General features: G+C 70.5%; 10 protein-coding genes. All 10 read right to left on the bottom strand.

Translation table 11 applies throughout. The features are described 5' to 3' along the window. Positions 1 to 1,396, bottom strand: a 1,396-nt coding sequence (locus AC07FV_RS01925) for a S1 family peptidase (RefSeq protein ID WP_479083940.1), incomplete at its 3' end; no start/stop codon positions are given. Positions 1,397 to 1,624: 228 nt separating this feature from the next. Continuing rightward, positions 1,625 to 3,565, bottom strand: a complete 1,941-nt coding sequence (locus AC07FV_RS01920; protein WP_479083939.1) for a TIGR03960 family B12-binding radical SAM protein — start codon at positions 3,563 to 3,565, stop codon at positions 1,625 to 1,627. Positions 3,566 to 3,672: 107 nt separating this feature from the next. Continuing rightward, positions 3,673 to 4,872 carry a rod shape-determining protein RodA gene (rodA, locus tag AC07FV_RS01915; protein ID WP_479083938.1) on the bottom strand — a complete coding sequence of 400 codons (1,200 nt, stop codon included), beginning with the start codon at positions 4,870 to 4,872 and terminating at the stop codon, positions 3,673 to 3,675. Next, positions 4,869 to 7,160 (bottom strand): penicillin-binding protein 2, encoded by a 2,292-nt coding sequence (gene mrdA, locus AC07FV_RS01910; RefSeq protein ID WP_479083937.1) that lies wholly within the window; start codon positions 7,158 to 7,160, stop codon positions 4,869 to 4,871. The genes rodA and mrdA overlap by 4 nt, the downstream gene beginning before the upstream one ends. Positions 7,161 to 7,265: 105 nt before the next feature. Then, positions 7,266 to 7,937 carry a rod shape-determining protein MreD gene (gene mreD, locus AC07FV_RS01905; RefSeq protein WP_479083935.1) on the bottom strand — a complete coding sequence of 224 codons (672 nt, stop codon included), beginning with the start codon at positions 7,935 to 7,937 and terminating at the stop codon, positions 7,266 to 7,268. Positions 7,938 to 7,950: 13 nt separating this feature from the next. Next, on the bottom strand, positions 7,951 to 9,006 hold the full coding sequence (gene mreC / locus AC07FV_RS01900) for a rod shape-determining protein MreC (RefSeq protein WP_479083933.1): 1,056 nt from the start codon (positions 9,004 to 9,006) through the stop codon (positions 7,951 to 7,953). Between the two features lie 200 nt (positions 9,007 to 9,206). Next, entirely contained in the window at positions 9,207 to 10,226 is a 1,020-nt protein-coding gene (locus AC07FV_RS01895) for a rod shape-determining protein (RefSeq protein ID WP_030381728.1), read from the bottom strand. Between the two features lie 319 nt (positions 10,227 to 10,545). Continuing rightward, on the bottom strand, positions 10,546 to 10,959 hold the full coding sequence (gene ndk, locus AC07FV_RS01890) for a nucleoside-diphosphate kinase (protein WP_356603389.1): 414 nt from the start codon (positions 10,957 to 10,959) through the stop codon (positions 10,546 to 10,548). A 402-nt stretch (positions 10,960 to 11,361) separates the two neighbouring features. After that, a complete protein-coding gene (locus tag AC07FV_RS01885) occupies positions 11,362 to 11,721 on the bottom strand; it encodes a DUF4233 domain-containing protein (protein WP_479083932.1) in 360 nt (119 codons plus the stop codon). Positions 11,722 to 11,728: 7 nt separating this feature from the next. Further along, positions 11,729 to 13,252, bottom strand: a complete 1,524-nt coding sequence (gene folC, locus AC07FV_RS01880; protein WP_479083930.1) for a bifunctional tetrahydrofolate synthase/dihydrofolate synthase — start codon at positions 13,250 to 13,252, stop codon at positions 11,729 to 11,731. Positions 13,253 to 13,369 lie beyond the last annotated feature (117 nt).

Here is a 13,369-nt window from a genome sequence, read left to right as displayed (position 1 = left end):
AACCGTCACTCCCCAGCCCGTTGCCGTACAGCACACCCACATCGCTGCGGCCGTCACCGTCGAAGTCACCCGACGTCACCTTGGACCGCTCCCAGTCCCAGCTGATCGACCCCGCGCTGTCCCAGACCTTCACGGGCTTGGCGAAGCCGGTGCCGCTGCTGGTCAGCGTCCACAGCGCGGTGCGGTTGGTCCCGTCGCTCCCCGCGCCGTTGCCGTAGAGCACGCCCACGTCGTCGCGGCCGTCACCGTCGAAGTCACCGGTGACCACCTTGGACCGGCTCCACTCCCAGCTGATGGTGCCGGCGCTGTCCCAGACCTTCACGGGCTTGGCGAAGCCGGTGCCGCTGCTGGTCAGCGTCCACAGCGCGGTGCGGTTGGTCCCGTCGCTCTGGCGGCCGTAGTCGTACAGCACGCCGACGTCGCCGTCGCCGTCACCGTCGAAGTCACCGGTGAACGCCTTGGACCGGCTCCAGTTCCAGCTGCCTCCCGTGGCGCTGTCCCACACGCGCACGGGGCTGCCGAAGCCGGTGCCGCTGCTGGTCAGCGTCCACAGCGCGGTCCGGTTGGTCCCGTCGGTGCCCTGACCGTAGTCGTAGAGCACACCCACGTCGCCCCGGCCGTCACCGTCGAAGTCGGCGGCGGGGGTCCGCACGGCGTTCCGGGCGACCCAGTCGCGGACGTCGTCTACACGGGCGGCGACCGCACCGGCGGAGGCGCCCTCGGCGGAGTCGACACCGAAGCAGCCCACCTGGTTCGAACGGCTGCTGACCGCGACGAGCGCCGGGCGGCCGTCGACGGTCCGCAGGACGGGGCCGCCCGCGTCGCCCTGGCAGACCGAGGCGCCGTCCTTGCCGCTCAGGGTCAGGTCGGCGCCGTCGACGGCGGTGACGGCGAAGGTGCCGGTGTGCCGGTCGAGCGGCACCCACTCGGTCGCGGTGCGACCGTGACCGGCGACGGTGAGGTCCTGCCCCGAGACGGGCGCCGCGGTGGCGAGGGCGACGGGGGCCACCCCGCGCACGGGCTGCGCCAGGCGGGCCAGCACCAGGTCGCGCTCGCCGTGCGGGCGGAGCTCCAGGACGGCTCTCTGCACACCGCCCACGGTCGCGACGGTCTCCGTCCGGGGCGCACCGGCCGGGACGGAGAGATCGGCGGCCGGGTTGTCCGCGAAGCAACTGGCGGTCGTGAGCACCCACTCGGGCGAGACCAGCGAACCCGAGCAGCCCCGCTGGTGGTCACCGACCACGAGCCGGGCGGTGAAGCCCAGGTCGGCGTCGGTCGAAGGCCGGCCGACCAGAGCCTGCGCGGGCGTGACGCTCAGGAACAGCGGCACCGCGCCGAGCAGCACGGCTGCCCGTCTGAGCCGTCGCGGGCGTGAAGAGGTCGTGCGTACGTTCATGGCGATCCTAGGAGTCGGTCTCGGGAACTGGCTCGAAGGTTGCGGTACGCCGAGTGCTCTTCACATGCCGGGCCGTGCTCTTCGCACCACGTCGGCGAAGAACACCCGATACCCGCCCCCGCGGCCATCTAAGACCGTGCTCCAAGATCCGTCCACGGGACGAACCACCCGAACTGACAGTACGTCACACCAAAGGTATGACGTACGTCACCTGCACGCCACCTGCCGTTACTTCACCGTCAACGGCAGCAGCTTCTTGCCGGTCGGGCCGATCTGGATCTCCGTGTCCATCGCGGGGCACACCCCGCAGTCGAAGCACGGGGTCCAGCGGCAGTCGTCGACCTCGGTCTCGTCGAGGGCGTCCTGCCAGTCCTCCCAGAGCCACTCCTTGTCGAGGCCGGAGTCGAGGTGGTCCCAGGGCAGGACCTCCTCGTAGCCGCGCTCGCGGGTGGTGTACCAGTCGACGTCGACGCCGAAGGGCTCCAGGGCCTTGTCGGCGCAGGCCGTCCAGCGGTCGTAGGAGAAGTGCTCGCGCCAGCCGTCGAAGCGGCCGCCGTCCTCGTAGACGGCGCGGATGACGGCGCTCATGCGGCGGTCGCCGCGGGAGAGGAGGCCCTCGATGATGCCGGGCTTGCCGTCGTGGTAGCGGAAGCCGATGGAGCGGCCGTACTTCTTGTCGCCGCGGATCTTGTCGCGGAGCTTCTGCAGGCGGGCGTCGGTCTCCTCGGAGGAGAGCTGCGGGGCCCACTGGAAGGGGGTGTGGGGCTTGGGGACGAAGCCGCCGATCGAGACGGTGCAGCGGATGTCGTTGGAGCCGGAGACCTCGCGGCCCTTCTGGATCACGCGGGTGGCCATGTCGGCGATCTGGAGGACGTCGTCGTCGGTCTCGGTCGGCAGGCCGCACATGAAGTACAGCTTCACCTGGCGCCAGCCGTTGCCGTAGGCGGTGGCGACGGTGCGGATCAGGTCCTCCTCCGAGACCATCTTGTTGATGACCTTGCGGATGCGCTCGGAGCCGCCCTCGGGGGCGAAGGTGAGGCCCGAGCGGCGGCCGTTGCGGGTCAGCTCGTTGGCCAGGTCGATGTTGAAGGCGTCGACGCGGGTGGAGGGGAGGGACAGGCCGATCTTGTCCTCCTCGTACCGGTCCGCGAGGCCCTTGGCGACGTCGGCGATCTCGGAGTGGTCCGCGGAGGAGAGGGAGAGGAGGCCGACCTCCTCGAAGCCGGTGGCCTTCAGGCCCTTCTCGACCATGTCGCCGATGCCGGTGATGGAGCGCTCGCGCACCGGGCGGGTGATCATGCCGGCCTGGCAGAAGCGGCAGCCGCGGGTGCAGCCGCGGAAGATCTCCACCGACATGCGCTCGTGGACGGTCTCGGCCAGCGGCACGAGGGGCTGCTTGGGGTAGGGCCACTCGTCGAGGTCCATGACGGTGTGCTTGGACACGCGCCACGGCACGCCCGAGCGGTTGGGGACGACGCGGGCGATACGGCCGTCGGGGAGGTACTCGACGTCGTAGAAACCGGGGACGTACACCCCGCCCGTCCTCGCCAGGCGCAGGAGGAGCTCCTCGCGGCCGCCCGGGCGGCCCTCGGCCTTCCAGGCGCGGACGATGGCGGTGATCTCCAGGACGGCCTGCTCGCCGTCGCCGATGACGGCGCAGTCGATGAAGTCGGCGATCGGCTCGGGGTTGAAGGCGGCGTGGCCGCCGGCCAGGACGACCGGGTCGTCGATGCCGCGGTCCTTGGCCTCCAGCGGGATGCCGGCCAGGTCGAGGGCGGTCAGCATGTTCGTGTAGCCCAGCTCCGTGGAGAAGGACAGGCCGAACACGTCGAAGGCGCCGACGGGGCGGTGGCCGTCCACGGTGAACTGCGGGACGGAGTGCTCCCGCATCAGCGCCTCCAGGTCCGGCCACACGCTGTAGGTGCGCTCGGCGAGGACGCCCTGCTGTTCGTTGAGTACCTCGTAGAGGATCATGACGCCCTGGTTGGGCAGCCCGACCTCGTAGGCGTCCGGGTACATGAGAGCCCAGCGGACGTCGCAGGATTCCCAGTCCTTGACCGTGGAGTTGAGCTCTCCGCCGACGTACTGGATCGGCTTCTGCACATGCGGGAGCAGCGCTTCGAGCTGCGGAAACACGGAAGACACAGACTCGGCGGCTTCGGCAGGCATCTCACGGAACCTTCGTGTGCTGACAAGGGGGACCATCCAGCCTAACCCGGCTGGATGGTCCCCCTTACCGCTCGTCCCCGTACCGCCCGTCCCCCGGGTCTCCCCGGCTAGGCCGACATGGGTCTCTGCACGGTGATCGACTGGAGGAGCCCCACCGCTATCCACACGGCGAACATGGAGGAGCCGCCGTAGGAGACGAAGGGCAGGGGCAGGCCGGTGACCGGCATGATGCCGAGCGTCATGCCGATGTTCTCGAAGGTCTGGAAGGCGAACCAGGCGACGATCCCGGCGGCGACGACCGTGCCGTACAGGTCGGTGGTGTCGCGGGCGATCCGGCAGGCGCGCCACAGGACCACTCCGAGCAGGACGACGATGAGCCCGGCGCCGAGGAAGCCCAGTTCCTCGCCGGCGACGGTGAACACGAAGTCGGTCTGCTGTTCCGGGACGAACTGGCCGGTGGTCTGCGAGCCGTGGAAGAGGCCGGAGCCGGTCAGGCCGCCGGAGCCGATGGCGATGCGTGCCTGGTTGGTGTTGTAGCCGACGCCGGCGGGGTCGAGTTCCGGGTTGGCGAAGGCGGCGAAGCGGGCGATCTGGTAGTCGTCCAGGATGCCGAGCTGCCAGACGGCGAGCGCCCCGGCGGTCCCGGCGCCGAGCAGGCCGAAGATCCACCGGTTGCTGGCTCCGGAGGCGAGCAGCACACCCAGCACGATGATGACCATGACCATGACCGACCCGAGGTCCGGCATGAGCATCACGATCAGCATCGGCACGGTGGCGAGGCCCAGGGCCTGGAGCACGGTCCGCTGGTCCGGGTGCGGCCGGTCCCCCGCGTCGACGCGGGCGGCCAGCAGCATCGCCATGCCCAGGATGATCGTGATCTTCACGAACTCCGAGGGCTGGAGGGAGAAGCCGCCGGGGAGCTTGATCCAGGAGTGGGCGCCGTTGATCGTGGAGCCGAGCGGGGTGAGCACCAGCAGGATCAGGAAGACGGACGCGCCGTACAGCAGCGGTACGGCGGTGCGCAGGGCGCGGTGGCCGATCCAGACGACGCCGACCATCAGGGCGAGCCCGATGCCGGTGTTCAGCAGGTGCCGGGTGAGGAAGTAGTACTGGTCGCCCTGGTTCAGCTCGGTGCGGTTGCGGGTGGCCGAGTAGACGAGCAGGGAGCCCATCAGGGAGAGGGCGACGGCGGCCAGCAGTATCGGCCAGTCGAGTCGCCGGGCGAGGGAGTCCCGTGCGAAGAGCCGGGTCCACCCGGCCTTCTCGGGTCCGTACCCGGAGACCTGGAAGCTGTTGGCACCGGTCATGCGCGCGTCCTCCGGCTTCCGCTCGCGCCCGTCCCGCCGCGCCGGCCACCGCCGCCGCGCCGCCGGTGGCGGCGGGTGGCGCGGTTGTCGCCGGTCTGCGTCGGCGGGGTCGTTCCCTGCTGCTGTTCCTCGACGGGGGCGTACTCGTCCTCGGGGGCGGCCTTCTTCTCCGGCAGCAGGTCCTTGACGGCGTCCTTGGACATCTTCGGGGCGGGGATGGTGCCGTCCGCCTTGATCGTCGGCAGCTTCGCCTGCGGCCGGGGCAGCAGTGCCTTCTTCTGGTCGATGTCGCCCTCGTCCGAGACGCCGTAGAGCGCGTCGTAGATGTTGCGGACGGCGGGGCCCGAGGCACCGGAGCCGGTGCCGCCCTGGGAGATCGTCATGACGATCGCGTAGTCGTCGGTGTAGGTGGCGAACCAGGAGGTGGTCTGCTTGCCGTGGACCTCGGCGGTGCCGGTCTTGGCGTGCATCGGGATCTTGTCCTGGGGCCAGCCGCCGAACCGCCAGGCGGCGGTGCCGCGGGTGGCGACGCCTTCGAGGGCGTCGTCCATCTTGGCGAGCGTGGTCTTGCTTATGGGCAGCTTGCCGTGCGCCTTGGGCTCGATCTCGTCGACGTGCTTGCCGTCGGGGCTGATGACCGCCTTGCCGATGGTGGGGTCGTACATCGTGCCGCCGTTGGCGATGGCTCCGTAGATGGTGGCCATCTGGATGGGGGTGACGAGGGTGTCGCCCTGGCCGATGGAGTAGTTGATGGCGTCACCGGCGCGCATCTTGTTGCCTTCGAGGCAGCCTTCGTAGGCGAGCTTCTCGACGTAGGAGCCGTCCTTCTTGCCCGTCTTGCACCAGGCGTCCTTGTTGGCCTTCCAGTAGTCCTGCTTCCACTGGCGGTCGGGGACGCGGCCGGTGACCTCGTTGGGCAGGTCGATGCCGGTCTCCTTGCCGAGGCCGAACTGGTGGGCGGCCTTGTAGAAGTAGTCGTTCGGCTTCTTGGGGTTGGTGCCGCCGTCCTTCTTCCACTCCTCGTGGGCGAGGCGGTAGTAGACGGTGTCGCAGGAGAGTTCCAGGGCGCGGCCGATGCTGATGGAGCCGTAGCTGGCGGACTCGAAGTTCTTGAAGACCTGGCCGCCGACGGAGTACGAGCTGGAGCAGTCGTAGCCGCCGTCGAAGTCGTAGCCCGCCTCCACGGCGGCGGACGAGGAGACCACCTTGAAGATCGAGCCGGGGGCCGCCTGACCCTGGGTGGCCCGGTTGAGCAGCGGGTAGTTGGACTCCTTGCCGGTGAGCTTCTTGTAGTCCTTGGCGGAGATGCCGCCGACCCAGGCGTTGGGGTCGTACGTCGGGTTGGAGGCCATGGCGACGACGCGGCCGGTCTTGGCCTCCATCACCACGACGGCGCCGGCGTCGGCCTCGTAGAGCCGGTTGGTGTTGCGGTCCATCTCCTTGCGCGCGGCCTTCATCGCCTCGTTCAGCTCGTACTCGGCGACCCGCTGGACACGGGCGTCGATGCTGGTGACGAGGTTGGAGCCGGGCACGCCGGGGTCGGACTCGGCCTCGCCGATGACGCGGCCGAGGTTGTCGACCTCGTAGCGGGTGACGCCGGCCTTGCCGCGCAGCGCCTTGTCGTACTGGCGCTCGATGCCGGAGCGGCCGACCTGGTCGGAGCGGAGGAAGGGCGAGTCGGTGTCCTTGGCCTTCTCGATCTCCTCGTCGGTGACCGGGGAGAGGTAGCCGAGGACCTGCCCGGTGTTGGCCTTGCCGGGGCTCGCGTAGCGGCGTACGGCCATGGGTTCGGCGGTGATGCCGGGGAAGTCCTCGGCGCGCTCGCGGATCTGGAGGGCCTGCTTGGCGGTGGCCTCGTCGGTGACGGGGATGGGCTGGTAGGGCGAGCCGTTCCAGCAGGGCTGGGGGGTCTCGGCGTCGCAGAGCCGGACCTTGTCCTTGACGTCCTTGGGCTTCATGCCGAGGACGCCGGCGAGCTTGGTGAGGACGGCCTCGCCGTCGTCCTTCATCTTCAGCAGGTCGGTGCGGGAGGCGGAGACCACGAGCCGGGTCTCGTTGTCGGCGAGCGCCACGCCGCGCGCGTCCAGGATGGAGCCGCGGGGGGCGGGCTGGACGACCTGCTGGACGTGGTTGCCGGAGGCCTCCTTGGCGTACTCGTCGCCCTGGCGGATCTGGAGGTACCAGAGCCGGCCGCCGAGGGTGCCGAGGAGGGAGAGGACCAGGACCTGGATGACGACGAGCCGGATCTGGACGCGGGTGCTGCGGCCGGTCTCGGGGATGTTAGTCATGGGCGCGGCCCGTTCCGTTCGGGGTGGCGGTGGGCGACGGGTGGGCGTTCCTCACTGCTGCCGCCTCCCCCTGGCCCCGTGTGCTGGTCGTGTGCTGCCGCGTCCTCACAGGCGCTTGACCCCCTTGATGCGTCCGGCGCGGGCGACCCGGGCCCGGGCCGCCTTCACCCGCAGTCCGTTGCGCTGGCTGCCGATGCGCAGCCCGGTGCCTCCGGAGAGCCAGCCGGAGGAGATGTCGGGCTTCTGCCCGGCGGAGCCGGACTCGGCCAGCGGGTCGTTCTCGGCGCGTCTGGCGAGGGCCATGATGCCGGGGACGACGAAGGGCGCGAGCAGCAGGTCGTAGAGGGCGGCCGTGAACAGCAGGCCGGGCAGGCCCACGTGGCGGGCGGCGGTGTCGCCGACGAGGGCGCCGACGCCGGCGTAGAGCAGGGTGGTGCCGAGGGCGGCGACGACCACGACGACCATGGGGCCGGTGGCGGACCTGAGCCGGCCGTTCTCCGGCTTGGCGAGGCCGGCGAGGTAGCCGATGACGCAGAGCACCAGGGCGTAGCGGCCGGCGGCGTGGTCGGCGGGCGGGGCGAGGTCGGCGAGGAGTCCGGCGCCGAAGCCGACGAGGGCGCCGCCGACATGGCCGTAGACCAGGGCGAGGCCGAGGACGGTGAGCAGGAGCAGGTCGGGGACGGCGCCGGGCAGGTGCAGGCGGGCGAGGACGCTCACCTGGAGCACCAGGGCGACGACGACCAGGGAGGCGGACAGCAGGATCCGGTTGACGCGCATGGGGTGAGAACTCCTACTGCTCGGTCTGCTCGTTCGGATCTGTCTGCGCGTTCGGATCGGTCTGCGCGTCGGGCTCCGTCCGCGCGTTCGGATCGGTCTGCGCGTTCGGATCGGTCTGTCCGGTCTGCCCGTCCGGTGACTGGCCGTCGGCGTCGGCTCCGGCGGACGGGGTCGCGGTCACCGTGACGGTCGGCGTGGGCTTCGGCTGCTTCTTCTCCGGGAGGACCGTGTCGCGCGGGTCCTTCTGCGGGGCCTGGACGACGACGCCCACGATGTCGAGCTTGGTGAAGCTGACGAACGGCGTGACGTCGAGGATGCGGGTCAGGTCGCCGCCGGAGGGGTCGACGCGGGAGACGATGCCGACGGGGACGCCCGGCACGAACGGCTTGTCGGCCTGGGACCCGAAGGTCACCAGCCGGTCGCCCTTCTCGACGTCGGCCTTGCCGTTGAGGAGTTCGACGCGCAGCGGGCGGCCGCCCTGGCCCGAGGCGAAGCCGAGTTCGTCGCCGGCCTCCATGCGGGTGCCCACGGTGAAGTCGGGGTCGTTGGCGAGCAGCACGGTGGCGCTGTCGGGTCCGACGGTGGTCACCCGTCCCACCAGACCGTCGCCGTTGAGGACGGTCATGTCGCGCTTGATGCCGTCGTTCGCGCCGACGTCGATGGTGACGGTCCAGGAGAAGCCCTGGGCGGCTCCTATGGCGATGACCTGGGCGCCCTTGATGCCGTACTGGCCGGCGCCGGCGAGTCCGAGCATCTTGTCGAACTGCTTCAGGCGGCTGCGGCCTCGCTCGTCGCTGCCGAGTTTCGCCTTCAGGGCCGCGTTCTGCGTCTCCAGCGCGGCGAGCCGGTCGTGGCGGTCGCCGGAGTCGCGGATCGCGGAGACCGCGTTGCCGACCGGGTCGACGGCCGAGGAGACCCCGTTCTCGATCGGGCCGAAGACCGAGGCCGCGGCCTGCCGGGCACCGTCGACCGGTGAGTCCTCCCCGCCGCGGATGTCCACCGTGATCAGTGCGAACGCGATGGCGATCAGCAGCACCAGGAGCAGCCGGCTCTCTTTCGTGTCCCTCACGTGCGGCGGCCGTGCCTTCCTCGTCGAAATTCGGGAATCTCGGAATTTACGTGGCGGTGTTCAGGAATTCAGATGTCTCGGTGGGCGCGGTACTCGGGGCGGTCGCGCCGCACTCGCCGTGCTTGCGTACTGAAGCCTCTATATCAACGATCCGCCGCACGAGAGGAGATCGTCTCGTACGGCGGAACCGAAGCGTTACGTCATCTGCGGGGCTGGGCGTCCAGCACCTGCTGGAGCGCCTCGAACTCCTCGACGCACTTGCCGGAGCCGAGCGCCACACTGTCCAGCGGGTCCTCGGCGATGTGGATCGGCATCCCGGTCTCCCGGCGCAGCCGCTCGTCGAGCCCGCGCAGCAGCGCGCCGCCGCCGGTCAGGACGATGCCCCGGTCCATGATGTCGCCGGACAGCTCCGGCGGACACTTGTCGAGGGTGGTCTTGACGGCGTCGACGATCGCGTTGACCGGCTCCTCGATCGCCTTGCGCACTTCGGCGGCGGAGATGACGACGGTCTTGGGCAGCCCGGAGACGAGGTCCCGGCCGCGGATTTCGGTGTGCTCGTCGGAGTCGAGGTCGTACGCCGAACCGATCGTGATCTTGATCTGTTCGGCCGTGCGCTCACCCAGCAGAAGGCTGTACTCCTTCTTGACGTGCTGGATGATCGCGTTGTCCAGCTCGTCACCCGCGACGCGGATGGACTGGGCGGTGACGATGCCGCCGAGCGAGATGACCGCGACCTCCGTGGTGCCGCCGCCGATGTCGACCACCATGTTGCCCGTGGCCTCGTGGACCGGCAGGCCGGAGCCGATGGCCGCGGCCATGGGCTCCTCGATGATGTGCACCTGACGGGCGCCGGCCTGGGACGACGCCTCGATGACGGCGCGGCGCTCGACGCCGGTGATGCCCGAGGGCACACAGACGACGACCCGCGGACGAGCCAGATAACGCCGCTTGTGGATCTTCAGGATGAAGTAGCGGAGCATCCGCTCGGTGATCTCGAAGTCGGCGATGACGCCGTCCTTCAGCGGCCGCACGGCGACGATGTTGCCCGGCGTGCGCCCGATCATCTTCTTCGCTTCGGCGCCGACCGCGAGGATGCCACCGGTGTTGGTGTTGATCGCGACGACGGACGGCTCGTTGAGTACGATCCCGCGACCCCTGACGTACACCAGCGTGTTGGCGGTCCCGAGGTCGACAGCCATGTCACGGCCGATGAACGACATTGAGTTCCCCATCAGGATTCGACTGGCCTTCCCAGGAGCTTTTGAGGGCTTTTCAGGTAGGCGAAGTGGGTGCAGTGACGCGTGGAGGCTTCCATCGTAGACGCGCTTTCGCGAACACTGCGCGAGGGTCTTCGCCATTGTCAGCAGATGGCGCCTCGCCTCGCTTGTGGAGACGGGCCAACGGGGGCATCCGTTCCCCCGATCAGGCGCGCATATGCCACAGGGCGGTCGCTTTTACGCGACCGCCCCGGTGCGCTGCGGGCCATTCGACTGACGCGGCGTCAGAAAAAAGATGCGTCCGGCGTGTCCGGCGGGAGGCTCAGACCCGGCCCGGGAAGAAGATCTTCAGCTCGCGCTCGGCGGACTCCTCGGAGTCGGAGGCGTGGATCAGGTTCTCCCGGACGATCACGCCGAAGTCACCGCGGATGGAGCCGGGGGCGGCGGCGATGGGGTCGGTCGGACCGGCCAGCGCCCGCACGCCCTCGATGACCCGCTCGCCCTCGACGACCAGGGCGACGACGGGGCCGGACGCCATGAACTCGACCAGCGGCTCGTAGAAGGGCTTGCCCTTGTGCTCGCCGTAGTGCTGCTCCAGCGTCTCGGCGTCCAGGGTGCGCAGTTCCAGCGCGGTGATCTGCCAGCCGGCCTTGCGCTCGATACGGCTGATGATCTCGCCGGTCAGGCCACGACGGACGGCGTCGGGCTTGAGGAGGACGAGGCTGCGCTGGGTCACGACGGGCTCCCTTGGGTGTGCGGTGGTGCGACGTGATGACTGAGGTTACCGGGCGTGTCGCGGCGCCTGTCACGCAGCGTCAGCCGACGCCCGGGGCACACCCGCGGCGGCCGCGCGCACGCCACCGGGGCAGCATCCCCATCCCGGCCACGCACACGCCACCGAGGCAGCACCCGATGGCGGTCACGCACGCGGCGCGTGGGCAGCGCCCCGCAACGGCCGCACCGCAGTCCGCGCCGCGCCCTCAGCGGCCACACATGCTGCGCCCGGACGGCATCCGCGACCGTCAGGCATACGGCGAGAAGCGAGAGGCACCCGCCACGGCGGCGCGTGCGGCAGCCGGCGCGAGGCACGGTCCCGCCGTGCCGTCCGGCGCGGCCACGGCGCCCGGCCAGGCCCCGCTCAGGCGGCGTCCGGAGCGGAGCCGCTCTCGGCCTGGGCGGCGAATCTCGCCTTCGCCTCGTCGATCTTCCGCCCGTAGTGCACCGAGGCCCACCACAGGGCCGCGAAGATCGCGCCGAGGAAGAACATGGACGGCACGACGAAGCCGGAGGCGATCAGGGCGATCTGCAGGGCCCAGCCGAAGGCGATGCCGCCCGGCCGGGTCACCACGCCGCACAGCGCCACGCACAGGAACATCGCGATGCCGCTGACCGTCCACACCGTCCCCACGGCCAGGTCCGGGTCCTTCATGGCGACCAGACCGGCGAAGCCGATGACGAAGAACTCGCCGATCAAGGTCGAAGCACAGAGCGTACGCACGTGGATCTCAGCCCTTCCCCAGCAGCAGCCGGGCCTCGCCGACGGTGATGACGGAACCGGTGACGAGCACACCGCCGCCCGCGAACTCGCCCTCCTCCTCGGCCAGCGTGATCGCGGCCTCCAGGGCGTCCGGCAGTCGCGGCTCGACCTGGACGCGGTCCTCGCCGAACACCTCGACGGCGATCCCGGCCAGCTCGTCGGCGTCCATCGCGCGGTGGCTGGAGTTCTGGGTGACGACGACCTCGGCGAAGACCGGCTCGAAGGCCTCCAGGAGGCCCCGCACGTTCTTGTCGCCGCTGGCGCCGACCACGCCGATGAGGCGGCTGAACTGGAAGGCCTCCCCGACCGCCTCGGCGGTGACGCGGGCCCCGGCCGGGTTGTGCGCGGCGTCGAGCACCACGGTGGGTGAGCGCCGCACCACCTCCATCCGTCCCGGTGAGGCGACGGCGGCGAAGGCCTTGCGCACGGTGTCGACGTCCAGCGGCTCGGGGCGCTGCGCGCCGACGCCGAAGAACGCCTCGACGGCGGCCAGCGCGACCGCCGCGTTGTGGGCCTGGTGGGCGCCGTGCAGCGGCAGGTAGAGGTCGGTGTACTCGCCGCCGAGCCCGCGCAGGGTCAGCAGCTGTCCGCCGACGGCGACCTCCCGGGCGACGACGCCGAACTCCAGGCCCTCGCGGGCCACGGTGGCGTTGACGTCGACCGCCTTCTTCAGCATGACCTGCGCCGCGTCCACCGGCTGCTGGGCCAGGATCACGGTGGCGTCCTGCTTGACGATGCCGGCCTTCTCGGTGGCGATCGCGCCGGGCGTCTCGCCGAGCCGGTCGGTGTGGTCCAGGTCGATGGGGGTGACGACGGCGACGTCACCGTCGATGACGTTGGTGGCGTCCCAGGAGCCGCCCATGCCGACCTCGACGACGGCCACGTCGACGGGCGCGTCGGCGAAGGCGGCGTACGCCATGCCGGTCAGCACCTCGAAGAACGACAGCCGGTAGTCCTGCTGCGCGTCGACCATCTCGACGTACGGCTTGATGTCCTGGTACGTCTCGATGAACCGTTCGGCGGCGATCGCGGCGCCGTCCAGGCTGATCCGCTCGGTGATCGACTGCACGTGCGGCGAGGTGTACCGCCCGGTGCGCAGCTCGAAGGCGCCGAGCAGGGCCTCGATCATGCGGGCGGTGGAGGTCTTGCCGTTGGTCCCCGTGATGTGGATGGACGGGTACGAGCGCTGCGGCTCCCCCAGCACGTCCATCAGGGCGGCGATGCGGGCGACGGACGGCTCCAGCTTGGTCTCGCCCCAGCGGGTGGCCAGCTCCGTCTCCACCTCGCGCAGCGCCCTGTCCACCTCGGGGTCCTCGGGGCGCGCGGGCACGTCGGCCTGCGGGGGCCCGCCCTGGGTGCGCAGGGTGCGGCTGCCCGCCTCGATGACGGCGAGGTCGGGGTCGCGGGTGGTCTCCGCGTCGATGATCTCGTCGAAGGAGTCGAGGGGGTCGGCAGGGTCGGGCTGGTCGTTCTCGCCGGGGATGTCGCTCACGGGGACCAGTCTACGGAGGTCGCCGACGGTGGGGCGGCTGAGGTCCCGTGGTGTCCGCCGGTCCGTCGTGGCCCGGCGCGCCCGCGCGGCGGAGCCGCACGTGGAGACAGCCCCGCG

Source organism: Streptomyces sp. NPDC045956, assembly GCF_056430705.1.
Note: the sequence above shows the minus strand (reverse complement) of the source record. Positions and strands in the feature narration are given on the sequence as shown.